This is a genomic window from Pseudomonas cuatrocienegasensis (genome assembly GCF_900110925.1).
GTDB classification, from domain to species: domain Bacteria; phylum Pseudomonadota; class Gammaproteobacteria; order Pseudomonadales; family Pseudomonadaceae; genus Aquipseudomonas; species Aquipseudomonas cuatrocienegasensis.
In genome coordinates, this window is the sequence record NZ_FOFP01000001.1 from 52,811 (window position 1) to 79,284 (window position 26,474).

The following is a 26,474-nucleotide window of genomic DNA, read 5'->3' on the forward strand; positions in this document are numbered from 1 at the left end:
AGGCGGGGCTCCTACGCATGTTCGCTAGTTCACTCTGGTGCTGCGTGATGGCTTGCACGGGATGCAACACGATTTAGGGATATAGCCTTTCCTGGCAACTGTAAGAGTCACCGCGTCTGCCGGTTTTGCAGCAGGCGCGGGTGGCGGTTCGCGCTGTTAGAGGCGCTTGGCGTCGATGATCAGCACCGGTTGCAGTGGCACGTTCTGCTGACCGGCGCGATTGCCGGTGGGCACCTGGGCGATCTTGTCGACCACGTCCATGCCGCGGGTCACCTTGCCGAATACTGCGTAACCGAAGTCACGCGAGCCGTGGTCGAGGAAGGCATTGTCTTTGTGGTTGATAAAGAACTGGCTGGTGGCCGAGTCACGCACCTGGGTGCGGGCCATGGCCAGGGTGCCGCGTACGTTATGCAGGCCATTGTCGGCTTCGTTCTTGATCGAGGCTTGGGTCTGCTTTTGCTGCAGGTCGGCATCGAAGCCGCCGCCTTGCACCATAAAGCCTGGAATTACCCGGTGGAACTGGGTGCCGGCGTAGAAGCCACTGTCCACATAGGTGAGAAAGTTCTTCACGCTGATCGGCGCCTTGTCGGCGTTCAGCTCGATTTCGATTTCGCCGAGGCTGGTGGTCAGCAGTACGCGCGGTTGTTCAGCAGCCATCAGGTGACTGGCCAGCAGCAGCGAGCAGGCAGTGAGCACGAGTTTTTTGAGCATGTCAGGGCATCCTTGGGGCGGGTTGGGCAGCACTGTCGACCTCTGCGAGAAAGGCCAGCAGGCTGCTGTTGAAGTGTTCGGGTTGATCCATCGGGGTGGCGTGGCGCGAGTCGTCGATCACCAGTAGGCGTGCGTTCGGCATCTCGGCGACATAGGCCGCCTTCTGCGCCACCGGGGTGTAGTCATGGTCGGCGCTGATAACCAGAGTAGGACAGGTGATACGGGCCAGGCGTTCCCGCACGCTCCAGCCGATGATGGCGTCGAGGCTGGCGAGGTAGGCACGCTTGTCGTTCTGCGGCCAGCGGGTTTCGATCTTGCGCCGCAGCTCGGCCTGCTCGGGCTTGGGAAACATCAACCGACCGAGGCCGCGGGCGATGGTATCGAGGCTCAGCACGCGGGACAGGGTCCAGCGCCGGGCGATCTCCAGGCAGTCGCGCAGGCTCTTGGGTTTGACCTCCGGGCCGCTGTTGACGATGGTCAGGCTGCGCAGCAGTTGGGGCTGGTCGACGCCCAGCTGGAAGCCGATCATGCCGCCCATGGACAGACCGACCAGGTGCACGGGCGGCAGCGCCAGGTGCTCGATCAGGGCCGTCACGTCGCTGGCAAAGCCGGCGATGCTGTAACGCTCGCGGGGTTTGTCGGAGCGCCCATGGCCGCGTATGTCGAGGGCGATGACACGGTAGTGGCGGGCCAGCGCCGGGATCTGGTACTCCCAATCGCGCACGCTCGAGCCCAGCCCATGCAGCAATAGCAGTGGCGTTCCCTGACCGTAGTCCTCGTAGTGCAGCTGGCAATCGTCCTGGTCGAAGTAGGGCATGGCGAGCGTCCTTGCAGGTTCAGGCGGGCGGTAGCGGCGCGGCGAAGGCCGCGCCCAGTGGGGCTTCATCGAAACGCTGGATCAGCTCGACGAGAATCTGCGTGGCCGGGCCGAGGGGTTTGTCCTTGTTCGCATAGAGAAAGAACGGCGGGTTGCGGGTACCGCCTTTTTCCAGGGGCAGGGGCTTGAGTAAGCCATCCTTGAGCTCGCGCTCGATCAGATGGCGCGGTAGCCAGGCAAACCCCAGGCCGTTGCTGACGAAAGTGGCGGCGGTGGCCAGGCTGCCGACTGTCCAGCGTTGCTCGGCGCCCAACCAACCCATATCGCGCGGTTGTTGCCGACCGGAGTCGCGAATCACCACCTGCATCTGGGTTTCCAGGTCCTGAAAGTTCAGGGTGCGTTGCAGGCGATGCAGGCTGTGGTCGGGATGGGCCACGGCGAGGAATTCCACCGGGTTCATCTCCGAGCCGAGAAAGCCGGGCAGCGAATACCCACTAATGGCCAGGTCGGCGACGCCCTCGCGCAGCACCTCCTCGACGCCGGACAGCACCTCCTCGCGCAAGCGCACGCGGCAGCCGCGGCTCTGTGGCATAAAGGCGGTCAGGGAGCGCACCAGACGGGCGTTGGGGTAGGCCGCATCCACCACCAGACGCACTTCGGCTTCCCAGCCTTGCTCCATGTGGTGGGCCAGGTCTTCGAGCTGGCTGGCCTGCTTGACCAGCTGGCGCGAGCGGCGCAGCAGCACGTCGCCAGCCTCGGTAAGCACAGCCTTGCGTCCGTCGATGCGCAGCAGCGGAACACCGAGTTGCTCCTGCATGCGCGCCACCGTGTAGCTCACCGATGATTGCGAACGATGCAATACCTCGGCAGCCTGAGCGAAGCCGCCCTGGTCGACAACGGCCTGCAGGGTGCGCCATTGATCGAGGGTAACGCGTGGCGCCTTCATGCTGATGCTCTCCTGTTGGTATTCGCGCAGGCGGGTGCACAGCTCGGCATTCTCGCCCTAAACTGGCAGCCCCTTTGGAGGCTGCCATATGAAAAAACTTGCCTGTGCACTGATCGCCCTGTTGCCCCTGAGCGCATTCGCTTACCCGATTGATGTGGAACGCCAGCTCAACGGCGCCGAGGTTTCGGTCTCCACCCAGGAGGTCGATCACAACATCGGTGCCGTGGTGCTCTACAACTACGGCCAGAGTCAGGCGCAATGCTCGGCAGTGTTTCGCAACGGCCCCGAAGCGCCACGCACCCGTAAGGTGACCCTGGAGCCGGGTGCCAGCAGTAACCTGACGATGAAATTCGCCCGCAGCATCATTCGTCTGCGTGTCGAGCTGACGTGCGGGATCTGACCGTCGAGACTAGTGTGTCGTTTCTAACAAATCAATACAGTCGATAAATAGCAGTGGTTTTTTACGCTTTTTAATCGGCCTGGCCAGACATACGCTGTGCCCATCGTTCTTACACACCTTATCGATGGAGTAACGGGCATGTCTCAGGTTCTGGTTATAGAAAGCAGCGCACGCACCCAGGGTTCGGTTTCCCGTCAACTGACCGGCGAATTCATCAGCCACTGGCAGGCTGCGCATCCGGCCGATACGGTGACGGTGCGCGACCTGGCCCGTGACCCGGTGCCGCATCTGGATGCCACCCTGCTCGGCGGCTGGATGACCCCGGCCGACCAGCAAAGCGAGGCCGAGCAAGCTGCATTGGCGCGCTCCAACCTGTTGACCGATGAGTTGCTGGCTGCCGATGTGCTGGTGCTGGCTGCCCCCATGTACAACTTCGGTATCCCCAGCACGCTCAAGGCCTGGCTCGACCATGTGCTGCGCGCCGGGGTGACCTTCAAATACAGCGAAACCGGCCCCCAGGGCCTGCTCAGCGGTAAGCGCGCCATCGTCCTCACTGCCCGTGGCGGCATCTACGCCGGCGGCAGCATGGATCATCAGGAACCCTATCTGCGCCAGGCACTGGCGTTTATTGGTATCCATGATGTGCGCTTCGTGCATGCCGAAGGCCTGAACCTGGGAGCCGAGTTTCTTGAGCGTGGTGTGGCCGGTGCCAAGGCGCAGCTCACTGAACTGGTCTGATCGACCCTAAGTCTCCTCCTGGCACCCGTGCTCCTGGGTGCACTGTTCCGGCCGTTGCTCTGTGCGCGGCCGGTTTTTTGCTTTTCTCGTAAGTTTGTGAGAGTGCTGGTTCATACCGGACTGGCAAATAAGTGTGCGTTGCCGATGACGTGGCTCTATCCATTACCGCGCTGTCTGGTCTGGCGGGTTTCGCCCCTTACGGGCGAGTCACTTTCTCTTGTTTGCCCAAGAGAAAGTAACCAAAGAGAAGGGCACCCCATCATCCGGCCCCGGCTGCGCCGGGGTTCCCTCCTTCCATCCCCGCTTCACGGGCACGCCGCCAAGGGCCATCCATGGCCCATCGCGGCTCTCGCGGCATCCATGCCGCTCAACCCCTTACGCGGCGATTCCACTCGGCCTCCTGAAGGGGACTTGGGCGTCGTCTGCACGATCGCGATTCAAGGGCAAAAGCAAAAAGCCAGACGCCGCTGTACTTGATCTTGTAGAAATCTTGCAAGCGCGCGACTGGGTCCCGTCAGGAGGCCGAGCGTAGGTGTTGCGTAGGGGGACGAGCCGCATGGATGCGGCGAGAGGCTTAAAGGGCCATGGATGGCCCTTGTAAGCCGGCCCCCGGAGCAGCACCAGAGCGAGGGAACCCTGGCGAAGCCAGGGCCGGATGTCGGGGTGCCCTTCTTTGGCACACCTTTCTTGGGCAAGCAAGAAAGGTGTGGCGCCCGTGAGGGGCGCAACCCAAACGTTCAGCACACGCGTTAATGGGCCATGCCAAGCCTTCGGTCGATACGCACACAAACTTGCCAGTCCGGTACCAATCCCAACATCGCCACAGGAATGCAAAGAACCTTTTTGGCGTCAGTCCCTAGATTGTTGAAATGCCAGCAACAGGCTAATGTCGCCGCCTCGCAACGAGGTGACCATGCGCTATCTGCTTTTTGTGACCCTGCTCTGGGCGTTTTCCTTCAGCCTGATCGGTGAATACCTGGCCGGCCAGGTGGACAGCTATTTCGCGGTGCTGACGCGGATCATCATCGCCGGCCTGCTGTTTCTGCCTCTCACGCGCTGGCGCGGTGTGGAACCGAGGTTTATCCGCGGCATGCTGGTGATTGGCGCGCTGCAGTTCGGCGTGACCTATGTGTGCCTGTACCTGAGTTTCAGCCTGCTGAGCGTGCCGGAGGTGCTGCTGTTCACCGTCCTCACGCCGCTGCACGTCACGCTGATCGAGGACACCATCAATCGGCGTTTCAACCCCTGGGCCTTGCTTGCCGCTCTGGTGGCGGTGGCCGGTGCGGTGATCATTCGCTACGACCAGGTGAGCGCCAACTTCCTGCTTGGCTTTTTACTGTTGCAGGTGGCCAACGCCACGTTCGCCGCAGGCCAGGTGTTCTACAAGCACCTGCTGGCCCGTCACCCGTCGCCCTTGGCCGATTATCAGCGCTTTGGCTATTTCTACCTCGGTGCCTTGCTGGTGGCGCTGCCGGCCTTCCTGGTGTTCGGCAACGCCGCGCGCATGCCGGAAACCGTCACCCAGTGGGGTGTGCTGGTGTGGTTGGGCATCGCGGCCTCTGGTCTGGGTCTTTACTGGTGGAACAAGGGCGCCAGCCTGGTTGATGGCGGCACCCTGGCGGTGATGAATAATGCACTGGTCCCGGCGGGGCTGCTGGTCAACCTGCTGTTGTGGAACCGTGATGCCGACCTGTTGCGCCTGGCGCTGGGCGGCAGCGTGATCATCGCCTCATTGGCTATTACGCGCCTGGGCCGGGCGCCGAAGGTGGTTGGGTGAATCCAGGATTATCCGGGCGGGGTGTCGCGCTTTCAGTGGGCGCTTCGGTGCTGTTTGCGCTGATGCCAGGCTATGTCCAGCAACTGGCGCCGCTCGACGGTGTGCAGGTGTTTGCCCAGCGGGTGCTCTGGTCGCTGCCGGCGGTGGCCCTGCTGGTGCTGCTCGGGCGGCAGTGGAGCGTGCTGGCTGGCGTGTTGCAACGCCTGCGCCGCGAGCCACTGCTGCTGGCCGCGCTGCCAGTGGCTGCCGTGTTGATTGGCATCCAGTGGGGCATATTTGTCTGGGCGCCGCTGGCCGGTTACATGCTGGATGTGTCGCTGGGCTATTTTCTTCTGCCCTTGGCCATGGTGTTGGCTGGGCGCGTGTTCTACGGCGAGCGTCTGCGCCCCTTGCAAGCGATTGCCGTGGCGTGTGCGCTGCTGGGTGTGGTGCACGAACTGTGGCAAACCCAGGCGTTCTCGTGGATCACCCTGGTCACGGCGCTTGGCTACCCACCGTATTTCATGCTGCGCCGTTGGATGCGCCTGGACGCCTTGTCCGGTTTCGCTCTGGAAATGTTGATGCTGACGCCGTTGGCGATCTGGCTGATTCTGGCTTACGGCCCACCAGCCCTGTTCAGCCAGGCGCCAGCGCTGTTGCTCTGGTTGCCGGGGCTGGGCCTGTTGGGGGCCCTGGCTTTCGCCGCGATGATGGCCTCCAGCCGCCTGCTGCCGATGGGCTTGTTCGGGATTCTCAGCTACGTTGAGCCGGTGTTGCTGTTCGCAGTGGCGCTGTTGTTTCTCGGCGAGCAGTTCGACCCGAGGCAGTGGCTGACGTATCTGCCGATCTGGCTGGCGGTATTTCTGGTGGGCTGGGACAGCACTCGCCTGCTGCTCAAACAGCGGCGTCAGGCCCTGCATTCCAGAGCTGTCGGCGCCTCACGCTGACAACGCTGTGTAGATTGCACGTAAAGAAATTCGGTCATTGCGCGGGAAACCGTTACGCTATGCAGCTGATTTCTGTTTCTTGTCGAGGTTACCCGCGTGTTTTCCGAATTTGCCCTGCACGAACGCCTGCTCAAAGCCGTGGCCGAGTTGAACTTTACCGTGCCCACGCCGGTGCAGGTGGCGGCTATTCCGCTGGCGCTGCAAGGCAAGGACCTGCGGGTTATCGCACAAACCGGTAGCGGCAAAACTGCCGCCTTTGTCCTGCCGATGCTCAACCGCCTGCTTGGCGATGGCGCATCCTCGCCGCGTATGAGCGTGCGCGCGATGATCATGCTGCCCACCCGCGAGCTGGCTCAGCAGACCCTCAAGGAAGTCGAGCGCTTCGCCCAGTTCACCTTCCTCAAGGCCGGCCTGATCACCGGTGGCGAAGACTTCAAGGTCCAGGCCGCTATGCTGCGCCGGGTTGATATCCTGATCGGCACCCCAGGGCGTCTGATCGAACACGCCAACGCCGGCAACCTGCTGCTCGATGAAGTGGAAGTGCTGGTGCTCGACGAAGCCGACCGCATGCTCGACATGGGCTTTGCCGAAGACGTGCAGCGTCTTTCCGAGCTGTGCAATGACACGCGCCAGACCCTGCTGTTTTCCGCCACCAGTGGCGGTGCAGGCCTGCGCGAAATGGTCACCAAGGTACTCAAGGACCCCGAGTACCTGCAGCTCAACCGCGTCAGCCAGCTCAACGAAGGCACCCGTCAGCAGATCATCACCGCTGACCACAACCACCACAAAGAGCGTCTGGTCGAGTGGCTGTTGAAGAACGAGACCTACGACAAGGCGATCATCTTCACCAACACCCGCGTCCAGGCCGACCGCTTGTACGGCAAGCTGGTGGCGCAGAACTTCAAGACCTTCGTGCTGCACGGCGAGAAGGATCAGAAGGATCGCAAGCTGGCCATCGACCGCCTCAAGCAGGGCGCGGTGAAGATTCTGGTAGCCACCGATGTGGCGGCACGCGGCCTGGATGTTGACGGCCTCGATCTGGTGATCAACTTCGACATGCCGCGTTCGGGCGACGAGTACGTGCACCGTATCGGTCGCACCGGTCGGGCCGGGGCCGAAGGTCTGGCGATCTCGCTGATTTGCCACACCGACTGGGCGCTGATGTCGAGCATCGAGCGCTACCTCAAGCAGCGTTTCGAGCGCCGCAATATCAAGGACCTCAAAGGCCTCTATCAGGGGCCGAAAAATCTCAAGGCCTCCGGCAAAGCAGCTGGGCCGAAGAAGAAAAAGGTCGATCCCAAGACCGGCAAGAAGCTGGTGAAAAAGCCGGCGGCTAAAGCCCCGAGCAAGCGCAACACACAGAATAAACCCAAGCCCGACGCGCCTGTGCTAGTCAGCCAGGACGGCCTGGCGCCGCTCAAGCGCCGCACGCCGGCTGCTGAGTAAGCGCCAAGGCGCTCAGGCTGATAGCAAAAAAAGGGGCCACGCGTGATGCGTGGCCCCTTTTTGTTTGGCGCTGTCCCGACGCTGCTTTTGTGGGAGCCGCGCCCCGCGGCGAATGCCATAGGTAACGCCGAAGTCACTGGATGGCTGCAATCGATTCGCCCCGAGGCGGGGCTCCTGCGCGTGTCGGCGGTTCACCTAGGTCCTGCGTGATGGCTTGTCCGGGGAGCGACACGATTTTGGGACATGGCTTTTTGTTGGCTCTGTCCCAAAACCGTGTTGCAACCTCAGTTTGTGTAGACGCGAAGGAGGCGCTTACACAAGTAGATTTGAGGCTGCCTTTTTGCTCAGCGCGGCACGATCAGGATCTTGCCTTCGCGCTCGCCGGCGGCGGCTGCGGCGACGGCTTCCTTGATCTGGCTGACGTCGTAGGTGGCGGCGATGCGCGTCTTCAACTTGCCGCTGGCGATCAGCTGGGTCAGCTCACCGAACACCTTCATCTGCTCGGCCGGGCTGGCATTGCGGAACCATTTGGCCAGCCAGAAGCCACGCAGGGTGACGTCGCGAAAAACGAACGAGGAGGGTGAAACCTGGCAGGGCTGGCGGCTCATCATGCCGTAGTTGACCAGGATGCCGCCGTCGCACAGGGCCGCGGCCAGGTGGTCGGTGGCTTCGCCGCCGACGGCGTCGATGCCCAGACGCACCGGCGCACCGTCGGTCGCCGCGCGTACGCGCTTGGCCAAATCCGGGCCGTCAACCAGCACCACGTCGCCGCCTTCAGCCTGCACGCCGGCCACGGCCGACTCACGGCGTACCACGTTGAGGGTCTTGAAGCCACGCAGCTTGGCCAGTTGAATCAGATAGCTGCCCACACCCGAGTTGGCGGCGTTCTGAATGACCCAGTCGCCTGGTTTGAGGTCGACGAATTCGCTGAGCAGCAGCGAGGCGGTTGGCGGGTTGACGGTCATCATCGCCAGTTGCTGCGGGTCGGCCTCCGGCAGCGGGATCAGTTGCTTGGCCTGGGCGTTGAGGTGGGTGACCCAGGTACCGCAGCCAACTGGCAGCAAAACCATCTGGCCGACTTTCAGGTTGCCGACATCAGCGCCGAGCGCTTCGACGCGGCCCACACCTTCGTTACCACCGACTGCAGGCAGCGGCGGCAGCATGCCGTATTCGCCGGTCAGGGTGAGCACATCGGAAGGGTTGATCGCGGCAGCCAGCACCTTGACGCGCACCTCACCGGCGGCAGGTTCTGGCAGGTGCAGGTCAACGGCTTCGATCACGTCCTGCGGGACCGGGCCACGGGTTTGGTATTGGGCCTTGAGCATCGGGGTTCTCCAGAGAAAGAGGGCGGTTCGGGACTGCAATGGGGTGGCAGTCTAGCCCCTGAGCGCCGCAACGCGTCGAATCCTGCATTATCGATCTCGGTGATTTTACCCTTAGGCGTCTACATCTTCTTCGGCGGCGTCCAGCTCACGCAGGCGTTGGTCATAGGCCTTGCAGCTGTCGGTCAGGGTGTCGGACGCGCTTTTGGGGTCCTGTTCGATCAGCTCCTGGCGTAGCTGGGCGGCGCGCTCGGGGTCATCCTGGGTAATGGCGTCGATTTTTTCGGCCAGCTCTTGCGCTTTGGCGGTGGCTTCCTCGGGCGTACAGGAGGCAAAGGCGTGCCCCTGGGCTAAAAGCAGGGCGGTAAAGGTCAGGGCGACGGGCAGTTTCATGGTCGGCTCTCCAGTCAAGCGGATGTCACCGGTTGATTGCCCTGGTCGCGGCAAAGTTCAGGGTTTTGCGCTCAGCGCACGCGGCTACGGCTTTTCACCGCCAGGTCCAAGGCCTTCTGCATATCCAGCCGGGCGGAATGACCGACGTCGGGGTTGTTCAGCTCGAAGTTGCGTTCTGACGGCAGGATCGGTGCGGTGAGGTCTTCGGCGTCGGTGGGTTCGAAGTCGTACTCTTCACCGATGGTCATGGCGCTGCGGCGCAGCAGCATGCGCAACTGGTCGGGGCGCAATTCAGGGTTGATCGACAGGATCGCCGCCATTACCCCGGCCACCAGCGGGGTGGCGTAGGAGGTGCCGCAGTGGGTCTCGACCTGCTCGTCGGGTTTCAGGGTGGAGGCGTGCACACAGGCCGCCGCGCTGATATCGACACGGGTGTCGCTGTTGGATGAGCTGCGTTTGACCACGTACGCGGGGTCATCGATGGCCACATCGTCGCGCTCGCTGCGCTGGTGGCTGCCGACCACGAACAACTGATCGGTGACGAACGAGGAGGGCAGGCGGTATTCGTCGGCGCCGGAGAACGAGGAGCCATTGCCGGCCGAGTTGACCACCAGCACGTCAGGGTGCTCGCGGCGCAGCCAGAGGAAGAATTCTTCGAGCAGTTCCTCGTAGCCGCTCATGGCCAGGCCGGAGCGCACGAGGGAATCGACTTCCTCGCCATCGACCTTGCGCGCGCCGACGCGGTGGATGCCCCAGCTCCAGTTGAGGATGCGCACGCCATCTTCGACCAGGTTGACCGAGGCGGCGATATTGGCGGTGATGCCCGCGTCCGAGTTGCGCTCCACAATCACCTCGAAGCCCGGTCCTGCACCGTCCAGGCCGCTGAGAAAGCCGGTGTTGCCGCCTTTGTCCCAGGCCGCCGCAAGCACACCGGTAACGGTGCTGCCATGGCCGTCAGGGCGCGTGGCGTCGCGGCCATAGACGCGGGTGTGGGGTTTGCCATTGCGGGTCTTGGCCGTGCCCAGGTACTGCTGAAAGTCAGCCGCATCGAAGTCCAGATCGCGCTCAATCACGCCAATGCGCACAGCGGTCGTGGGGATCGGTGCGTTCTTGGCCGGGATGCGCCGCTGGTAGTAATTGACCGCATCGAGAAAGCGGTTGGCCGCCCATTCATCGGCATTGGGGCGCAGACGTTGATCAGTGGAGGAAACTTCATTTTCTTCTGCCGAGGATTCCTCGATGACCACTGCATCGACGCCGACCTCGCTGCCCAGGCGCAGCACCAGCGCGTCACGCTCCATCAGGTTGTGCGCCGGTAAGCGCAGTTGATAGGTGTTGAGCGGGGCGATGGCGCCGACCACCTTGGCGCCGTATTTGTCCGCCAGCTGCTGGGCGACGACCGCGCCCTCGCTGTCCTCCTCGATGATCAGGCTGACCAGATCCACATAAGTGGTCAGCCCGTCCATGTTCTTTGCCACCTCTGCCGGGCCGGCTGCCAACACGTGGCTGCCCGCGAGTGACAGCCACACCGGGTTGCTCGGCGCACCGTTCTGCTCCAGCCACAGCGGGCCACTGCGTTGGGCCTTGCGCGATACCTCGACCTGCAGACGCTGACCATCTCGGCGCACAGCGCTGGCAGGTAGCGGTTTGCCATTGAGCAGCACCTCGACGGGAGCGTCAGTCAGGCCGCGCAGGTTCAGGCAGAACTGCTGCGCATCCGGTGCCAGCAGGTCGCCGCAGCGTGCCAGGTGGGCAACGCGCAGAGGCTCGGCGGCATTGGCCCACAGGGACAAACCGAGCAGAACCGGGGCAAACAGGGGCGCAGCACGCATGGAACTACCTCTTGAAAATGGAGATGCAGGTCTGCTCAGACTCAGCGTCAGGTGCGGGGTTCAGGCTTGGAAATGAAGCCGAACCTTAGCCGTCCGGGGGCAGTCCGACAGAGTACAGGGTTGCGCTATTGAGCGCCGCCAAGCCGGCAAGCCGACTGAACCGATCACAGGAGAACAGCATGACGACTTACAACTGGGATTTGATCGAACGCCTGTTGCATGAAGTACAAAACGGTGCAGGCAAGCCCTTCGCTCCCCGCATTCATGCCGAAGAGCTGGCCCATGAGCAGCAGCAAGCCGGTGACGCCGTGGGCAGCCTGGACGCGCTCAAGGCCCTTGCCGCGCACTATGAAGCGCAGCTGCTGCACGATGGTTTTATTGCGCCACGTCCTGAGGAAGAAGGCGGCAATGGTGAGAACTTCGTACTCACCGCCCGTGGTCTGCAATTGCTGAGCATGATCGACAGCGCCATCCCCGGCGAGTCACACCCGCGTGAACTGCTCAATGCCAAGGGCGATAGCGCGCTGCAGCCTGAGGTGTTTGATGAAATCGCGCGCACGGCCAATGTGACCTGAGGCCTGTGGTCTATTGCCATTTCGTTCGCGGCAACGCGCTTCACGACGAATTCTCAACAGACCCTGAGGTGCAGCCATATCGCCCACCGACTATGCTGCGTGTCGATCAACGGTGGGGGTGGCATGAGAGCAGTGTGGGTAGCGGTCGTAGCATGTTTCAGCCTGGGGGCGCTTGCCGAACCCCTGCGTTTGGGGTTTGGTACCCATAAACCGCCTTATATATTCGAGGGTCAGGCACGCGGTCTGGAGTACGACATCGTCGTTGCGGCCGCAGCCGCTGCGGGATTTCAGGTGCAGGTGCATTATCTGCCGATGGAGCGTTTGCACTTGCTGTTGCGCCGAGGTGAGATCGATGCAATTGCGCCGACCAACACGCTCAGTGGTGTCCCCGCGTATTACTCGGTCCCCCACCTGACCTACCAGAATGAAGCAGTCGCATTGGCCAGCCGTGGGTTGAAGATTGACAGCATTGCCGATCTTGGACAGTACTCGGTAAGCGCCTTCCAGCGTGCTCGCTACCTGCTTGGTCCGGCGTTCCAAACCATGGCGGAGAGTAACCCCGCCTACCGTGAGGAGGCTCAGCAGATCGCCCGCAATCGCCTGCTTTACAGTGGTCGCATCGATGTCGTGATTGGTGACAGGCGCATCCTGCGCTACTTCAACCACGAAGTGTATGAGCAGGTTGATGTCAGCCAGCCGCTGACTTGGTATCCCTTATTTGAACCGACCCACTATCAGGTGGGCTTTCGCTCGCGTGAGCAGCGTGACCGCTTCGATCAAGGGCTTGCGCAGATTCGCGCCAATGGTGAATACGCGGCCATTGAACAGCGTTATGCGCTCTATTAGGAACCTGTTGATATTTCGTTCTCTGCAACGCCGTTGCGCTGGGTCCCTCTGACATTTCAGGTAATGGTCAAAGGGCTGTAGCCCGCTCCAGGCTGTAGCACACTGCTCGGATGCCGCGCGCATGGCCGTGCGGTACCTGTTTACAGCGAGGAGATCTTCCCATGCCAATGCGCATAGCCCCCACCCTGGCCGTCGCGGCTGTATTGACAGCCCCCTGGGCCCATGCCGAAACCGTTGAGTACCCAAGCGAGCAGGGCACCTTGCAAGTCACTGCGCTGATCGATGGTTTGCAGAATCCCTGGGGGATGGCCTTTCTGCCGGATGATCAGGGGCTGTTGCTGACCGAGCGAACCGGGCAGTTGCGCGTTGCACGCCTGGATGGTCGTCTTTCCGATCCTCTGGCTGGCGTGCCCGAGGTTTACGCCAATAGCCAGGGTGGCTTGCTCGATGTGGTGTTGTCGCCGGATTTCGCCACTGATCGTCTGGTCTATCTCTCTTACGCCGAGGCCGGGGAGCAGGCGCGTGCCGGTACGGCTGTTGGCCGGGGTAGGTTGTCAGCCGACCTGAGCAGTCTGGAAAACTTCGAGGTGATTTTCCGCCAGCAGCCCAAGTTGTCCACGGGCGCGCACTTTGGCTCGCGCCTGGTATTCGACCGTGAGGGTTACCTGTTTATCGCCCTGGGTGAGAACAACCAGCGCTCCACGTCTCAGGATCTCGACAAACTGCAGGGCAAGGTGGTGCGCCTGCATCCCGACGGTCGCATTCCCGAGGACAACCCCTTTGTCGATCAGGCCAGCGCACGTCCGGAGATCTGGTCCTACGGCCACCGCAACCAGCAGGGTGCGGCGCTCAACCCCTGGACCGGTCAGTTGTGGACCCACGAACACGGCCCGCGCGGCGGCGATGAAATCAATATCCCGCAGGCGGGCAAGAATTACGGCTGGCCCCTGGCGACCCACGGCATCAACTACTCGATGATGGCGATCCCTGAGGCGCTGGGGGAAACCGTGGAAGGCACCGAGCCGCCCCACCATGTCTGGGCCAAATCCCCGGCGATCAGCGGCATGGCCTTCTACAATGCCGAGCGCTATCCGGTCTGGCAGCACAACCTATTTATTGGCGCGCTGGCTGGGCAGTCGCTGATTCGCCTGCAGCTTGAGGGCGACAAGGTGGTGCATGAGGAGCGCTTGCTGGAAGACCTTGATGTGCGCGTGCGCGACGTACGCCAGGGGCCAGACGGTTACCTGTATGTACTCACCGATGCATCCAATGGCCAGTTGTTGCGCATCGGCCTGCAGACGCGTTGAACTGAGCGCTGTTCGCCTTACTGCACGGCCGGCTCAAGCGGGTCGTGCTGTGCGGCAACCATTTCCGTGTCCAGGGGTGAGCTGCTGACACTGAAGTCGCTGATCTCGATAATCCCGCTGCCCTGGCCGAGCAAGTGGAAAGAGAACGCCTTGCGCGTATCGATATTGTCGAAGTCGAAGCTGATGGTCAGCGTTTCGCCTTCGGCCAGGTCCGGCAAGGTGGGGATTGGCAGCCGCACCTCGCGGTCGTATTCCTTGGTCTTGAGTTCCAGTCGGGCGCCTTGTGCACCCAGTTGCAGGGCGCGCACCTGCAAGGTCACGCGGGTGCGGGTGCCCTTGGGTAGCTCCAGATATTGCGCGCCGACCAGATTATCAGCCCAGTCATCGGCCTGATGGCTCTGCAGCAGGATGCGTTCATTGCTGGCGAACTGAAAATGCTGGCCAGCCAGGTTGTCCTGCAAGGATTGATCGAGCAGACCCGCGCGCTGGCTGACCAGGCGCGCCTCACGCCCGGTGACGCGTTCCAGATAACGTGCGCTCGGTGCGATGAAACCGTCGCTGGCGTAGCGTCGGCAAACACGCTGGAAATCACATTCGGTAAATGTGCCGTGGCCATCGTGCTGACGCAGCAAACCGTTGGTGTAGGACATCATCGCGCGCCCGCTGGCGTAGTTGCGCAGCAATGAGCGTCCGGCAATGGCGTCGGGTAGGGGCAGGGCAAAGTAGTCGAGTACCGAGGCGGTCAGGTCGATGTGGCCATAAACCCCGTCCTTGAGTGCAGGTAACTGCGCCTGCTCCGGGGCCAGCAGTAGATTGAAGCCCCAGGCCGAGGCCAGGCGTACGTCATCCAGGCCGTGGGATTCGTCGGAGGTGACCAGTACCAGGGTGTCATCCAGCACGCCCTGCTGCGCGAGAGCATCGAGAAAATCGCCCAGGGCATCGTCCAGATACGCGACTGCCGCCTGCTTGGCGCTGGGATAGCGATCCAGGTAATCGGCCGGTGCCGAATAGGGCTGGTGGGTGCCAACGGTCAGTAGCGTGAGCATCCAGGGGGCCTTTTGCTCACGTAGCTGACCGACATACTTCAGCGCGCCCTCAAAAAACGCTTTGTCATCCATACCCCAGGAAAAATCCACATAGGGCGTATTGCGGAACCACTCGCGGCCCCGAGTGTGCTCGAAGCCCATGCGCGGCATGATCTGATCTTTGGCCATGAAACGCAGCCCAGCGCCCTGCAGGAAGTGCGTGCTGAAGCCGTTTTCGCGCAGCTGTGCAGGCAAGCACTGTGCTGCGCGCAGCGGGTTGTTGAGCAGCTCCAGCCCCTTTGGCGTGCCTGAGTCGAGCTTGTTGTAATCACCACAGAGCATCGCGTACAGCCCACGGATCGTCTGGTGGCCGTGCAAGACGTAATCCGCGGTGAGCATGCCGCGCTCGGCCCACTGGCTCAGGCGCGGCATACTCGTATCATCAGGGGGGCTGCCAATGGCCGCTTGCGCCGCTTCGATATAGGCGCCGGTGACGCCTTCCAGGGTAATGATCAGCAGGTTGCGCGCTTGCCCAGGGTTGGCCAGCAGTGGCGAACCATTCAGGTCCAGGGTGGTAAACGCACTGATATCCGGCGCGCTGTTCGGGTTATCGCCGGCCAGCCAGTCGCGCAGCTGCATCTGGCCACTGCTGAGGCTCTCGGCCAGCAACTTGTGTGGCAGGTTGAATTGCTGCCATTGCTCAGCGGCGCTTGGGCTCTGGTACTGGTACAGCGCATGGGCACCCAGCAGCGCTCCGGGCGCCAGCATCCAGGTCCAGGCCAGGGGGCGTTTTGGCAGGCTCTGCTGAACCCTGCGTACGGTCAGATAGAGGCCCAGCAGCGCGACCATGGCCACGGCCAGCCAGGGTTGGCTGAGGCCACCTTCCTGAGTCGAATGGCTGACGAACTGTGGGTCGGCGAGGTACTGCAGGTCGCCGGGCTCTGGCATGCGCCCGACCGCCGCGACCAGTTCGGCCGTACCGAGCGTGAAAAGGCACCACGTCAGGCTGAGTACGATGCCGAGCAGCAAGCGGCGCTGGTGGACGGCCAGGACGAGCAGGCCGCCGATGGCAAGATCCGACAGGTAACCGTAGGGGTGCGACCAGCCCAACTGGTATCGAGCGACCAGGGGCAACAATAGAAACAGGGTGCACAAAAGCACCAGGGCAGTGGCGGGGGTATGCAGCCAGCGGCCAACAGAACGCACGCAAACTCCTCAGGCAGTTGCCATTTTTCATCAACGGCTATGCCGGACCAGCCGCGCAATGCGGTGTCACGATTCTGAAACAAATGCGTGCTAAGGGCTAGCGCCCGTAACGGGATTCAGGCGGGAATATGCGAGAGGATGCTTCGAGGAGGGTGGAGCGACGCCCTGACGAGTCGGCAAGGCGCTTGAGACGTTACTTCTTGCCGATGGTGATCTGCTTGCTGGTGCCGTAGACCTGGCCGCTGACGCCTTTGGCGATCTGCTGGATTTCACCACCGGACTTCAAGAACGCTGCTATTTGCGCGTCGATCGAGGCACTGGTTTCGACCGCCGGAGCGGGCTTGGATTTGCTGGTGGATGCTTTGACGCGCATGAGGGCCATTTTAACCTATCAAAAAAATTAAGGTGGCCGGTCATTGTACTGCAAAAGCTTGACAAAGGCTTGAAAAATAACGCCCGGAGTTGTGGTGGCTGCGCTAGAGGCATTCGGGGCTCCCCTGTACAGGCCGCTACGCGTGTTTCGCCCCGGACGCCCCGGTGCAACTGCGCTAGAATGCCGGCCTGGCTCTCAAGGTAAGGCACCATGGCTGTAATCGGACGCATGAACAGTTTGCAGGTCGTAAAACATACCGATTTCGGTCTGTATCTGGACGGTGGCGCGGATGGCGAAATTCTGCTGCCCAAGCGCTACATCCCCAAGGATATACCGAGTGAGGTCGAAGACTGGCTGAACGTCTTTATCTACCTAGATAGCGACGACAAACTGATCGCCACCACCGAAACCCCCAAGGTCCAGGTGGGTGGTTTCGCCAGCCTCAAGGTGGTCGACATCAACCGCGTCGGGTTATTTCTCGACTGGGGCCTGCCCAAGGACCTCTTGTTGCCACATTCCGAAGAAAAGCGCCCGCTGCAAGTCGGCGATTACTGCGTGGTGCATGTATTCCTCGACAAACGCAGCAAGCGCATCACTGCCACGGCTCGCCTGGATCGCTACCTGGATCAAGTGCCCGCCACTTATAAAGTGGGTCAGGAAGTTGACCTGCTGATAGCCGACGCCACTGATATGGGCTTCAAAGCCATCATCAATGGCAAGCACTGGGGGCTGATCCACAAGAACGAGCTGTTCAAGTTCGTGCGCAGTGGCATGCGTGAGCAGGGATTTATCAAGCAATTGCGCGATGACGGCAAGATCAGCCTCAGCCTGCAAGCCGTCGGCCAGGACGCGGCCGGCAGTCTGGGCGAACAGATCCTCGCCAAGCTGCGCGAGCAGGGCGGGACGCTGCCGCTCAATGACAAAAGTTCACCGGAAGCGATCAGCGCGTTGTTTCGTGTGAGCAAGGGCAACTTCAAGAAAGCCATCGGCGGCCTCTACAAGCAGGGCCAGATCGTGATTCACGAAGACCATATCGAGCTGGCCAAGCACTGACCCACGGCCGGCACTTGAATGCTGACCCAGCTCCTGTAAATAATGTCGCGCCCGGCCAATACCGGGCCAGGCCGGCATAGCTCAGTAGGTAGAGCAGCGCATTCGTAATGCGAAGGTCGGGGGTTCGACTCCTCTTGCCGGCACCATACACATCAAAGGGTTAGCTTCGGCTAGCCCTTTTTCGTTTCTGCAGCACCGTTCAACTGCCTAGCTGGTAGAAGGTGTAGCCGAGCATGGCGAAGGCGAAGAGAAATACCCCATAGACGGGCCAGAGTTCGCTTTGGCGAATATCGTCTCGGGCTTCAAGTATGTCTTGAGTCTGACGCTGGACACTGGAGGGCGGCGTTACCGTTTTAGCGGAGTTATCGTCCGTTAGTTCTGCGGTTGGACCCGCGGATGAAGCGCTTTGCACTTTTATGCCAAGACTGAAATTGTCCCACGCAGGTTTTTTGCCTTTTGCGTGCAATTCGTCCGTGGAGAATTTCCGATCTTCCATTTTGATGTTGCGTCCTGGCAATTGGCTATCATTTGCGGTCGCTATCCTACCTCAAGCAGGGAAAAAGGCTAGATGGGCACCGGGCCGGTTTGCAGGATTGCGTCGCTAGGGCTTTGACTGCACTTAGCCGGTAGCGTTCCTCAATGCTGCAGTGCGAAGCCGGTGCTGCTCGTTCTTATCTATAGAGGAATCTCAGGCGTGCAGCCTGCACTGCCTAAATCGCACGATCATGCAAAATGCAGCAGGCAATCCGCCATCAGGAGGGCTGTAGGCCACGGTTTATAGGTGTTTGAGTTTTTTGCAAGGCTGGCATGGGCCGTGCAATTACCTAAGCACACCAGTAGGTCACTACAATAAGGAGCCTCCCATGCTGATCGCCGTGAAGGAATTGTTTGAAGCGTTTCCCTCCTATGATGTTGCCATTGAGCCGCGTCCGGATGGCCGTTTGCTGCTGACCTTGCGTCAGGCTGACGAGGTGACGTTGCGCAAGGTTATCGACCGGGCAACGGTCTGCTGCCAGACTCAAGTACGCTGCCTGGTGGGTGATGTACTGCGCGATCTCAAGCTGGCTTCGGGTGACGTGGCCTGGGCCGAGGATAGTCGTCAATGGCTGCGCGGCGACTTGCCGACTTTCACCGGCCAGCCTGTGACTCAGACCGTCGCCAAGACCCTGGTCGCGCGTCGCAAGCTTACTCAAGCAGCTCGCACAGCGGCCTGAAAGCCTGACAGCCTCCATTGAATCTATAAGGGGCTGCGGTGCCTAATGCCCGTATGCCTTATTTGGAGGTTGTCTCATGTTTTCGATCATGCGCGTGGCGCTGTATGCGATGAGCTTCAGCGTGGCAGTGCTCTCTCCTGTCACGCTGGCACAGCCGGAATCTTCGGTTGCGCCGCCGACTCTGCGAGTCATCCCCAAGACATACGTGAGTCCTGGTGCCAGCGGCAGTATCGATAGCTCGCAGCAGTCTCAACAGTACAATCTTTACAATGGGCAGCGCCTGCCCAATGCAGTACGCCGTGAGGACAGTTATTCGGGGAGTCAGCGCATCGAGACGCGTGGCGGCTTGCGCCAGAGCATCGAGTACCCGAACGGCCAGCGTATAGAGTTCAGTCCAGGCAGCAGCACTGAACAGCGTCAGTCACGCTGACGCTGCAAGCACTCTTGCAAACACTCTCTAGCCCTTCTTGCCCCACAGCTGCTCCAGGCGATCATCACGCCCGCACCCGTTGCGGTAGTAGGCGTAGCGCAGCGGATTCTTCATGTAGTAGTCCTGATGGTATTCCTCGGCCGGATAGAAGACCGCGCCCGGCAAAATCTCCGTAACGATGGGCTGGTCAAACCGTCCAGAAGCCTGCAGCGCATCGCGGGAAGCCTCCGCCACGGCCTTTTCTTCAGGTGTGCTGTAGAAGATGGCGCTGCGGTACTGCTCGCCCTGGTCGCAGAACTGAGCATTGGCCGTCAGTGGATCGATAGTCGGCCAGAATGCCTCGACCAGCTTGGCATAGCTGGTGATCGTCGGGTCATAGCTCACCAGCACCGCCTCGATATGCCCTGTTGTGCCAGCCGAGACCTGCTCATAGGTGGGGTTTTCCACGTTGCCGCCGGTATAGCCGGAGGTGGTGGAAAGGACCCCCGGCATCTTGTCGAAGTCCGACTCGGTGCACCAGAAACAGCCGCCGGCGAATACCGCCACTGCCTGTTCACCTGGAACGAGGCTGCTGGTCGTTGGTGTTGATTGAGTCGCGTCGGCGGCGCCAGGTTTGCAGGCGGACAAGGTTATGGCCGTCAGCAGCGAAGCGATAAATACAGGCGCGGCGCGTCTCAGGGAAAATACCGACATGATCAGCTCCTCAACTCGGGCAAGGTCTCGCCTTGGGGAATGAAACGCAACGCCAGCCCGTTATTGCACCAGCGCTCACCGCGGGGTTTGGGGCCGTCATTGAAAACATGTCCCTGATGGCCGCCACAGCGTGCGCAGTGATATTCGGTGCGCGGAAGGATAAGTTTGAAGTCGCGTTTGGTGCCCATGTGGCCGTCAATCGGCTGGGTAAAACTGGGCCAGCCGGTGCCGCTTTCGTATTTGTGCGCACTTTCAAACAAGGGTAGGTAGCAGGCGGCGCAAATATAAGTCCCGTCGCGCTTTTCCCGATTTAGCGGGCTGCTGCCGGCACGCTCGGTGTCTTCATCGAACAGCACGGCATAGGCTTCGTCGGACACCAGGCCACGCCATTGCTCATGGGGCTTTTCCAGCGGTGTGATGGCAACGGCCTGAGCCAGGCTGGAGGGGGCGTAGCCGCCGAGCAAGGGCAGGGTGGGCAACAGGGCGAGGCCCTGCAGAAGGGTGCGTCGTTTCATGGCTGGCTCTCTCTATGAAGTGCCGACGATAGACACGGCAGTCTGCCAATCATTACAGCAGTGCGGCAGATTTCGGTAACGCCGTTTGTCACGCCTGGTGCGTGGAGGGTATTGAAGGCTCGTTGTTGAGTACGATGCGATTGCGGCCCTGGGATTTTGCCAGGTAAAGGCGTTGGTCAGCGCGCTGTAACCAACTTTCCCAGTGCTCTCCAGCACGCAGGCGGGCCCCACCCATCGAGGCGGTCACCGCGCCACCCGGGCCGCGTAAACGCACTGCTATTTGTTGCTGCAAGTGCTCGGCTGCGGCCAATAGGCCCGCCTCGGTGGTATTGGGCAGTAGCAGCAGGAACTCTTCGCCGCCAAAGCGAAACAGGCGATCTTCCTGGCGCGAGCTGCTACGAATGATTTCGGCGAACTGAATCAGAACCTGGTCACCTGCCTGATGGCCAAAGCGATCATTGATCTGTTTGAAGTGGTCCAGATCCATTAATAGCAACGCAGAGTGGCCGCCATGCCGGCGAAATACGGCGGTGGCTATTTTCAGCTCTTCGTTCATTGCCCTGCGGTTGAGCGCACCGGTCAGCGCGTCGTGGCTGGCCAGGACCTGCAGTTGGTCGCGTTGGCTGCGGGTGCGGTAGGCGAAGATGAAGGTCAGCATGCTGGCCATCATGCCGGTGACCAGAAAGGACACCATCTGGTAATGGCTTTCGAATACCCGACCGGGGTAGCTCAGGGCATAAGCGACGAGCAGGCTCAGCACCAGCACGGTCGCGCTCAAGGCTTTGCCTGGTGAGATCATGAAGAAGTTGAAGAGAATAAGCGGGTAGATCCAGAACAACCCGTTAACGCCCAGGTTGATGGTGATCAGAACCGCGGCAGTTGAAAAGATGCTCGCCAGGTAGATGCCGGGTTTGACGGTATCACCTGTTCGCCAGGCATAGAGCACCGCGATTATCGTCGACGTCACGATGGTTGCGTCGGCAAGGCCGACCAGGTAGTTGCCTTCTAGCAGGCGATAAATGGCATAGGGCGTGATGGCCAGAATGCCAAACAGGCTCATCAAGGTGATGATTGATAGCTGGAAGTCGCTATGCAGACGGCGCAGAAATGCAGGGAGTCGTTTGGCCATGGCTACTTCTTATTAGGGTTGCAGCGGCATGCAGGCCGTCCGGTTCGATCTACGTCGTATGGCTGGCGCGTGAACGTTTTAGTGTTATTCGTTCTGTGCACGTTCGCACTGTAAATATTTATCCAAGGATAGACCTAGAATGCAGGGCTTTGTTCATGCCGGCAAGGACGCTGCACGCTCAGCGATACGTACCGTCTAGCCATTGGTCGGCTGCTGCCTGACGACGGACCATGGCAATTAAGAGCTTGTGGCGCTGGTAGCGCATCAGGCGTTCGGCAAGAAAGAGCGGCGGTGCGCTGCAGGGTACAAAACCGTGAGCCGCGTAGAAATCGCTTAGGTCTGGGTGGCACAGCAGCCACACCGGCGCCTGGCAGCTCTCGCAGGCGGCATTCAGCAAGCGGGCCGCCAGGCCCTGGCGCCTCTGAGCTGGGGCGACGAACAGGCGCGTCAGCCAGTAACCTTCATCCAGTTGGCGCAGGCACAGCGCCGCGAGCAGCTCGCCTTGCTGCGCCACCCACACGACATCATCAGCTTGCGCACGCATGGGCGAGCGGTGGCTGCGATAGAACTTGTTGGCCAGCGGGCGAAGAAGCGTAGGAAGAGGGCGTAGGGTGAGGTCGTGCATTGGCTTCGGTAGGGCGCACAACGAGGTTGTGCGCGGCGGGTGGTCAGGCGCTGTGGCTGCCTAGCAGGCCTTTTTCGGTCTGTTTGCCCTTTTTGGCGGTGCGCTTTTCCTGGGCGGTCATCAGCGGTTTTTTCTTGGCCTGTTTCTTTGAATCCATGCCTTTGCTCATGTGCGTTTACCTCTGCGTGTCACGTCGATGAAAGGATCATGCTCGTGTCGCGGGTCATGCTGTCACGGCAGCGTCGGGTGCGAATCTGCAGTCTACGCCCTTTGCGCCGTCAATTGAGCGTCTTCAGGTTTGAGCAGGCGGCGTTCGGCGCAGATCTCCGGCAGGTCATCGCGCCGTACATAGGCGCGCAGAGCCTCTTCGATACCCAGGCGATCATCAATATTCTGCTCCATCAAAAAGGCGATACGGGCACGCTTTAGGGTCATGCGCGTCGCGTCCTCGGCTTGCCAGACGAACTCGCAGGTTGGGGTAATGCTCGCCTCGGTCACATCCAGGCCGAATGAGTCCTCGCTGAAACGCACCAGGTAAGTCTGGGTCTTGCGGTTGAAGCCGACGAAGCCTTGCAGGCGATCAGCGGCAGCGCAGATACGGGATGATGTGATGCTCATGGGACCTCGCAGGTAGCGGTGGGCTGGCATGCCAGGCTAGCGCGAGCGGATGACATGACCTTGTCTCAGGTCAATGCCAAGGGCCTGTTTTCGTTTGGTCGTGGATGCAAACGAAAGGCAACAGCCCACTCGGTGTTCAACCGCGAGGTTCGCTCGCCGTGGCAGGTACATCCTCAATGCTGGTGGACATGCGGTGCGAAGGTTCGCTGAGGGCACGCCGGATTTTTTCGTAATCCTCGTAAGACAAGCTGCTACGGCTGAGTACTTCGAGGGCGAACTGCTTGATTTCGGCGTCGGTGTAAGGGCGTTCGACGGGTTGTTGCGCGGTGCTGCAACCGCTGATCAGCAGGACGAGAGCAAGGGCGGCGAGACGTGACATGGGGCACCTGAAGGATCGGAGTGGGCAATGCGCCTACAGTAGCCAGCGGCATCGCGCCGCTGAAATCGATCACTTCAATAGTGACTATAGAATCCAAGTGCAGGCAGGACCTGATCGCGCAGCAGGGGCGCGGTTTCTGCCGGTAGCGGTGCACCGACGACCAGCCAGTGCAAGGCGTCGAGTTCGGCGGCGGGCGCGACTTCGGCCATAGGCTCAAGGCGAGCCTGGAATACCTGGGCGTCGATCCAAGTATCGGGCTCATTGGCCGCCGGTGCGCGGAATCGGCCAAGGGGCTGCAGTGCGCTGAGGGGCAGGTGCAGACCCAGTTCTTCATCGAGTTCACGTAGCAGCGCCGCTTGCGCGCTTTCACCGGCTTCGATCTTGCCGCCAGGGAGGATCAGCGCCTGAGTGCCACGTTTGCGCACCAGCAGCAGGCGTCCGTCAGCGTCATGCAGGCAGATCGCGGCAATGCACAGGGTCTGGCTAACGGCCAACTTTGACGGCCATCAGCGGCGAGTTATTGACCCAGATGTCATCGATTACCAGCGCCGGGCCGCTGGCGCTGCTGTTAGCGGCCACCAGCAGGTAATAGGTGGCATCTTCCAGGGCTTCGCCTTCCCAGCCGATGCTGACCTGGCCCAGTGCGCCGGGGCGCGACTGTTTGCTGGCGATCACCGCGCCATTGGCATCAAGCAGCAGTACCGTGGGCTTCAGGCTAGGTGCTTCCAGAGCGCTGCAAGGGGCATCGCACAGCGAGGCGATATTCAGGCGGTAGGGCTCACCCTTTTTCAGCGGCAGGGCGTAGACGCGGTAGCTGGACAGCGAATTGCCAAGGCTGTTGCGGGCCGCTTCGGCCTTGACGGTGAGCAGACTGGTATTGACCGGCAGCGGAATCAGGGTGGTGTCATGCACCGCTTCCAGGGTCGTGCGCGGGGCACTGGCAGAATGCGGTTGACTGGCACAGGCGGCCAGCAGCAGGCAGGTGGCCAGGGTGAAAAATTTGTACACGGGAAAACTCCTGTAGGGCTACGTCCATGTTGGCCGCGAGCGGGTTGCGCTGGGCAGCCGGGCATTATACAGGGAATTGTCCGCAACGCTGTGATGGGCGTCGCGCAAGCGTTGCCTGGGCGTACAGCCCAGGCCACCCGTGCGGGCGTTCAGCCTGCCAGGCCGACGTAGACGTTCTGCACGTCGTCGTGGCCGTCAAGGGCTTCGAGGAAGGCTTCGACTTCTTCGAGTTGGGCATCGCTGAGGCCGCTAACCGGGTTTTTCGGCATATAGCCCAGCTTGGCGCCGTTGACCGTAAAGCCTTGCTCAGGCAGTGCCCGGCAGACGGCGTCAAGGTCGGTCGGCTCGGTGACGAACAGGGTGTTGCCTTCATCGGACGGCTCGAAGTCCTGGGCACCGGCTTCGATGGCCGCCAGTTCCGGGTCGGCATTGCTGTCCGAGGACGCTTCGATCATGCCCACGTGGTTGAAGTCCCAGGTGACCGAGCCGGAGGCGCCCATCTGGCCCTTGCGGAACAGCACGCGGATTTCCGCCACGGTACGGTTGATGTTGTCGGTCAGGCACTCGACGATCACCGGCACCTGATGCGGGGCGAAGCCTTCGTAGGTGGCGCGCTCGAAGTTGACATGTTCGCCGAGCAGCCCGGCCCCTTTCTTGATCGCGCGCTCGAGGGTGTCCTTGGGCATGGAGGCTTTCTTGGCCGCGTGCACCGCGAGACGCAGCTTGGGGTTCATGTCCGGGTCGGCGCCGTTGCGCGCGGCGATCATGATTTCCTTGACCAGACGGCCAAAGATCTTACCCCTGGCGTTGGCTGCGGCTTCTTTGGGTTTGGCTTTCCATTGTGCGCCCATATCGGTTCTCTGCTGTGTGCGATGGGGGAAGACCGGTGCGCCGCCTGGCCGAGAATGGCCGCTGGCGCGCGGATCGGTAGCGTAAGGGGGCGGATTTTAGTCGCTCTGAGCGCTGCTGGCATCAGGCAAATCCATCGATAGCCGCGATTGCGTGAAGCGCGTGGCGCTGCCGCAAGGGTTATTGCACCGGCACGCTCAGCAGGCCATCGACTACCTGCAAGGCCTGGGTCAATGATGGATAGCCACTCTTGGCTACATCCAGCTCGGCATAGGCGGCGCGGTAGGTCTCGGCCCGCACCGGGTCGGCTTCCTCAACCAAGTACGGCTCGCTGTAGATCTTGTAGAGCATGGCCACGGCGTAAGGATGATGGTGCTCGGCCGATTGCTCCAGCAGCTTGAGTACGTCGTCCACCTGCGGCCCCTCGCGAACTTTGAGAATCGCCTGATAAAACGCAGCCTCGCCACGCCTGTCCTGCTCGGCTGCCCGGGTGAGCAGGGCGCTGGCCAACTGGTGTTGATCGAGTTCACCTGAGGCGACCAGCAACCGAGCCTGGAGCATGTCGTTCTGCTGCAGCAACTGGGCATCGCGGCAGGCGTCGCTGAGCGGGTCGTCGCAGGGTGTCGAGGCGCAGCCGGACAGCAGCACAAAGGCGGTAAGAGCGGTGGGGCGCAGCAGTGGCATGGGGTCTCTCTCGTGGCGAACCTGATCTATCGACCTGCGTGATCGCGGCAGGTTCGCTGCACCACGCTTAGGGTTGAACTGTCGCTGGCTGCCACCGTTCTACTGCACGAATGCTCGGCGGCCGTTTCGGCGCCGCCAGGCCTCATCCACTTTATGCGGAGTGCACCATGGAACTGCCCAACAAAGACCTCGGTACCCTGTTCGAGCAACTCGGTCTGCCTGGCGACCCCGCCAGTATCGACGCATTTATCGCGCGACACTATCCATTGCCGGACCATATCAAGGTTTCGGAAGCACCCTTCTGGAATGCATCTCAAGGCGCCTTTCTGAAAGAGGAACTGCTGGAAGATGCCGAATGGGCATTGATCGTCGATGAGCTCAATGTGCGCTTGCACGAAAGCAAACCGGCCTAGCCACTGCTGTTCAAACGTTCAAGCTCGCGCCGCACCATGGCTGCATAGGGCGGCGGGGTGAGGCCATAAAGCTCGCTGGCAACCCAGGCCAGCCAGCGCGGGCCTAAGGTGTCGCGTTGGGCGAGCAGGCGTTGGGCCTCAGCCTGCGCGCGTTCGGCATGGGCCTGGTGGAACTCAGTCCGTGACATGGGCATCTTTCCAACTGAATCAACGCTTTAGTGTCG

32 protein-coding genes and 1 tRNA gene are annotated in these 26,474 nt (G+C 61.3%); 13 read left to right on the forward strand and 20 right to left on the reverse strand.

Annotated elements, in window-relative coordinates; genetic code table 11:
- Nucleotides 1-156 precede the first annotated feature (156 nt).
- Genes BMW49_RS00260 through BMW49_RS00270 form a run of 3 tightly spaced genes read right to left on the reverse strand, consistent with a single transcriptional unit; the run spans nt 157 to nt 2,474 of the window.
- Nucleotides 157-711, reverse strand: a complete 555-nt coding sequence (locus BMW49_RS00260; RefSeq protein WP_069517104.1) for a peptidylprolyl isomerase — start codon at nt 709-711, stop codon at nt 157-159.
- A 1-nt stretch (nt 712) separates the two neighbouring features.
- Nucleotides 713-1,528 (reverse strand): alpha/beta fold hydrolase, encoded by an 816-nt coding sequence (locus tag BMW49_RS00265; protein ID WP_069517103.1) that lies wholly within the window; start codon nt 1,526-1,528, stop codon nt 713-715.
- Nucleotides 1,529-1,547: 19 nt separating this feature from the next.
- Nucleotides 1,548-2,474 (reverse strand): PA3225 family LysR-type transcriptional regulator, encoded by a 927-nt coding sequence (locus tag BMW49_RS00270; protein WP_069517102.1) that lies wholly within the window; start codon nt 2,472-2,474, stop codon nt 1,548-1,550.
- Nucleotides 2,475-2,562: 88 nt separating this feature from the next.
- Here BMW49_RS00270 and BMW49_RS00275 point away from each other — a divergent pair, with 88 nt between their 5' ends.
- The 5 genes from BMW49_RS00275 (at nt 2,563) to BMW49_RS00295 (ending at nt 7,761) form a co-directional block, all read left to right on the forward strand.
- Nucleotides 2,563-2,874, forward strand: coding sequence for a 3-phosphoglycerate kinase (locus BMW49_RS00275; RefSeq protein ID WP_069517101.1), 312 nt, complete (start codon nt 2,563-2,565; stop codon nt 2,872-2,874).
- Between the two features lie 138 nt (nt 2,875-3,012).
- On the forward strand, nt 3,013-3,612 hold the full coding sequence (locus BMW49_RS00280) for an FMN-dependent NADH-azoreductase (RefSeq protein ID WP_069517100.1): 600 nt from the start codon (nt 3,013-3,015) through the stop codon (nt 3,610-3,612).
- Nucleotides 3,613-4,525: 913 nt separating this feature from the next.
- Entirely contained in the window at nt 4,526-5,389 is an 864-nt protein-coding gene (locus tag BMW49_RS00285) for a carboxylate/amino acid/amine transporter (RefSeq protein ID WP_069517155.1), read from the forward strand.
- Nucleotides 5,386-6,315 (forward strand): EamA family transporter RarD, encoded by a 930-nt coding sequence (gene rarD / locus BMW49_RS00290; RefSeq protein ID WP_256539656.1) that lies wholly within the window; start codon nt 5,386-5,388, stop codon nt 6,313-6,315. Before BMW49_RS00285 ends, rarD begins: the two co-directional genes overlap by 4 nt.
- A 96-nt stretch (nt 6,316-6,411) precedes the next feature.
- Nucleotides 6,412-7,761, forward strand: coding sequence for a DEAD/DEAH box helicase (locus BMW49_RS00295; RefSeq protein ID WP_069517099.1), 1,350 nt, complete (start codon nt 6,412-6,414; stop codon nt 7,759-7,761).
- Between the two features lie 344 nt (nt 7,762-8,105).
- Here BMW49_RS00295 and BMW49_RS00300 read toward each other — a convergent pair whose 3' ends face one another.
- The 3 genes from BMW49_RS00300 to BMW49_RS00310 all read right to left on the reverse strand — a co-directional run bounded on the left by BMW49_RS00300 (nt 8,106) and on the right by BMW49_RS00310 (nt 11,308).
- Complete coding sequence (locus BMW49_RS00300) at nt 8,106-9,086, reverse strand: zinc-dependent alcohol dehydrogenase family protein (RefSeq protein ID WP_069517098.1); 981 nt, start codon at nt 9,084-9,086, stop codon at nt 8,106-8,108.
- Between the two features lie 111 nt (nt 9,087-9,197).
- Entirely contained in the window at nt 9,198-9,476 is a 279-nt protein-coding gene (locus tag BMW49_RS00305) for a hypothetical protein (protein WP_069517097.1), read from the reverse strand.
- 71 nt (nt 9,477-9,547) lie between these two features.
- Nucleotides 9,548-11,308, reverse strand: coding sequence for a S8/S53 family peptidase (locus tag BMW49_RS00310; protein ID WP_069517096.1), 1,761 nt, complete (start codon nt 11,306-11,308; stop codon nt 9,548-9,550).
- Nucleotides 11,309-11,487: 179 nt separating this feature from the next.
- Here BMW49_RS00310 and BMW49_RS00315 point away from each other — a divergent pair, with 179 nt between their 5' ends.
- From BMW49_RS00315 to BMW49_RS00325, 3 genes are all read left to right on the forward strand, one after another.
- Nucleotides 11,488-11,883 (forward strand): transcriptional regulator, encoded by a 396-nt coding sequence (locus tag BMW49_RS00315; RefSeq protein ID WP_069517095.1) that lies wholly within the window; start codon nt 11,488-11,490, stop codon nt 11,881-11,883.
- Nucleotides 11,884-11,982: 99 nt separating this feature from the next.
- Nucleotides 11,983-12,729, forward strand: a complete 747-nt coding sequence (locus tag BMW49_RS00320; protein WP_244168290.1) for a substrate-binding periplasmic protein — start codon at nt 11,983-11,985, stop codon at nt 12,727-12,729.
- 161 nt (nt 12,730-12,890) lie between these two features.
- Nucleotides 12,891-14,036 (forward strand): PQQ-dependent sugar dehydrogenase, encoded by a 1,146-nt coding sequence (locus BMW49_RS00325; RefSeq protein ID WP_069517093.1) that lies wholly within the window; start codon nt 12,891-12,893, stop codon nt 14,034-14,036.
- A 17-nt stretch (nt 14,037-14,053) separates the two neighbouring features.
- Here the strand turns inward: BMW49_RS00325 and BMW49_RS00330 are convergent, their stop codons facing one another.
- Together BMW49_RS00330 and BMW49_RS00335 are read right to left on the reverse strand one after the other, a co-directional pair.
- A complete protein-coding gene (locus BMW49_RS00330) occupies nt 14,054-16,267 on the reverse strand; it encodes an LTA synthase family protein (RefSeq protein WP_069517092.1) in 2,214 nt (737 codons plus the stop codon).
- A 193-nt stretch (nt 16,268-16,460) separates the two neighbouring features.
- The gene (locus tag BMW49_RS00335) at nt 16,461-16,649 is read right to left on the reverse strand and encodes a hypothetical protein (protein ID WP_170829033.1); all 189 of its coding nucleotides are present in this window, start codon (nt 16,647-16,649) and stop codon (nt 16,461-16,463) included.
- A 201-nt stretch (nt 16,650-16,850) separates the two neighbouring features.
- On the opposite strand from BMW49_RS00335, the gene BMW49_RS00340 reads away from it, so the two are divergent.
- Entirely contained in the window at nt 16,851-17,693 is an 843-nt protein-coding gene (locus BMW49_RS00340) for a CvfB family protein (protein WP_069517091.1), read from the forward strand.
- 70 nt (nt 17,694-17,763) lie between these two features.
- A tRNA-Thr gene (locus BMW49_RS00345) sits at nt 17,764-17,839 on the forward strand.
- Nucleotides 17,840-17,892: 53 nt separating this feature from the next.
- Here BMW49_RS00345 and BMW49_RS00350 read toward each other — a convergent pair.
- Nucleotides 17,893-18,189 carry a hypothetical protein gene (locus tag BMW49_RS00350; protein ID WP_069517090.1) on the reverse strand — a complete coding sequence of 99 codons (297 nt, stop codon included), beginning with the start codon at nt 18,187-18,189 and terminating at the stop codon, nt 17,893-17,895.
- Between the two features lie 367 nt (nt 18,190-18,556).
- Between BMW49_RS00350 and BMW49_RS00355 the strand changes: the two genes are divergently transcribed.
- Nucleotides 18,557-18,907 (forward strand): DUF3509 domain-containing protein, encoded by a 351-nt coding sequence (locus tag BMW49_RS00355; RefSeq protein ID WP_069517089.1) that lies wholly within the window; start codon nt 18,557-18,559, stop codon nt 18,905-18,907.
- 76 nt (nt 18,908-18,983) lie between these two features.
- Nucleotides 18,984-19,337 (forward strand): hypothetical protein, encoded by a 354-nt coding sequence (locus BMW49_RS00360; protein ID WP_090390807.1) that lies wholly within the window; start codon nt 18,984-18,986, stop codon nt 19,335-19,337.
- A gap of 27 nt (nt 19,338-19,364) precedes the next feature.
- Here BMW49_RS00360 and msrA read toward each other — a convergent pair whose 3' ends face one another.
- The 10 genes from msrA to BMW49_RS00410 all read right to left on the reverse strand — a co-directional run bounded on the left by msrA (nt 19,365) and on the right by BMW49_RS00410 (nt 25,828).
- Complete coding sequence (gene msrA / locus BMW49_RS00365; protein WP_069517088.1) at nt 19,365-20,030, reverse strand: peptide-methionine (S)-S-oxide reductase MsrA; 666 nt, start codon at nt 20,028-20,030, stop codon at nt 19,365-19,367.
- 2 nt (nt 20,031-20,032) lie between these two features.
- Nucleotides 20,033-20,545: a peptide-methionine (R)-S-oxide reductase MsrB gene (gene msrB / locus BMW49_RS00370; protein WP_069517087.1), complete on the reverse strand. Its 513-nt coding sequence runs from the start codon at nt 20,543-20,545 to the stop codon at nt 20,033-20,035.
- An 88-nt stretch (nt 20,546-20,633) separates the two neighbouring features.
- A complete protein-coding gene (locus tag BMW49_RS00375) occupies nt 20,634-21,674 on the reverse strand; it encodes a GGDEF domain-containing protein (protein WP_069517086.1) in 1,041 nt (346 codons plus the stop codon).
- Between the two features lie 178 nt (nt 21,675-21,852).
- Nucleotides 21,853-22,218 (reverse strand): GNAT family N-acetyltransferase, encoded by a 366-nt coding sequence (locus BMW49_RS00380; protein WP_341864812.1) that lies wholly within the window; start codon nt 22,216-22,218, stop codon nt 21,853-21,855.
- A gap of 342 nt (nt 22,219-22,560) precedes the next feature.
- Nucleotides 22,561-22,917: a DUF2025 family protein gene (locus BMW49_RS00385; RefSeq protein ID WP_069517084.1), complete on the reverse strand. Its 357-nt coding sequence runs from the start codon at nt 22,915-22,917 to the stop codon at nt 22,561-22,563.
- A 136-nt stretch (nt 22,918-23,053) separates the two neighbouring features.
- Nucleotides 23,054-23,296 (reverse strand): hypothetical protein, encoded by a 243-nt coding sequence (locus tag BMW49_RS00390; protein ID WP_069517083.1) that lies wholly within the window; start codon nt 23,294-23,296, stop codon nt 23,054-23,056.
- Between the two features lie 74 nt (nt 23,297-23,370).
- Entirely contained in the window at nt 23,371-23,790 is a 420-nt protein-coding gene (locus BMW49_RS00395) for an NUDIX hydrolase (RefSeq protein WP_069517082.1), read from the reverse strand.
- A complete protein-coding gene (locus tag BMW49_RS00400; protein ID WP_069517081.1) occupies nt 23,780-24,304 on the reverse strand; it encodes a T9SS type B sorting domain-containing protein in 525 nt (174 codons plus the stop codon). The genes BMW49_RS00395 and BMW49_RS00400 overlap by 11 nt, the downstream gene beginning before the upstream one ends.
- 149 nt (nt 24,305-24,453) lie before the next feature.
- A complete protein-coding gene (locus BMW49_RS00405) occupies nt 24,454-25,155 on the reverse strand; it encodes a YebC/PmpR family DNA-binding transcriptional regulator (protein ID WP_069517080.1) in 702 nt (233 codons plus the stop codon).
- Nucleotides 25,156-25,333: 178 nt separating this feature from the next.
- Entirely contained in the window at nt 25,334-25,828 is a 495-nt protein-coding gene (locus tag BMW49_RS00410; protein ID WP_371850860.1) for a hypothetical protein, read from the reverse strand.
- Nucleotides 25,829-26,004: 176 nt separating this feature from the next.
- Here BMW49_RS00410 and BMW49_RS00415 point away from each other — a divergent pair, with 176 nt between their 5' ends.
- Entirely contained in the window at nt 26,005-26,250 is a 246-nt protein-coding gene (locus tag BMW49_RS00415; RefSeq protein WP_069517078.1) for a DUF2789 domain-containing protein, read from the forward strand.
- On the opposite strand, the gene BMW49_RS00420 is transcribed toward BMW49_RS00415, so the two are convergent.
- Nucleotides 26,247-26,438, reverse strand: coding sequence for a hypothetical protein (locus tag BMW49_RS00420; RefSeq protein ID WP_069517077.1), 192 nt, complete (start codon nt 26,436-26,438; stop codon nt 26,247-26,249). The genes BMW49_RS00415 and BMW49_RS00420 overlap by 4 nt on opposite strands.
- Nucleotides 26,439-26,474 lie beyond the last annotated feature (36 nt).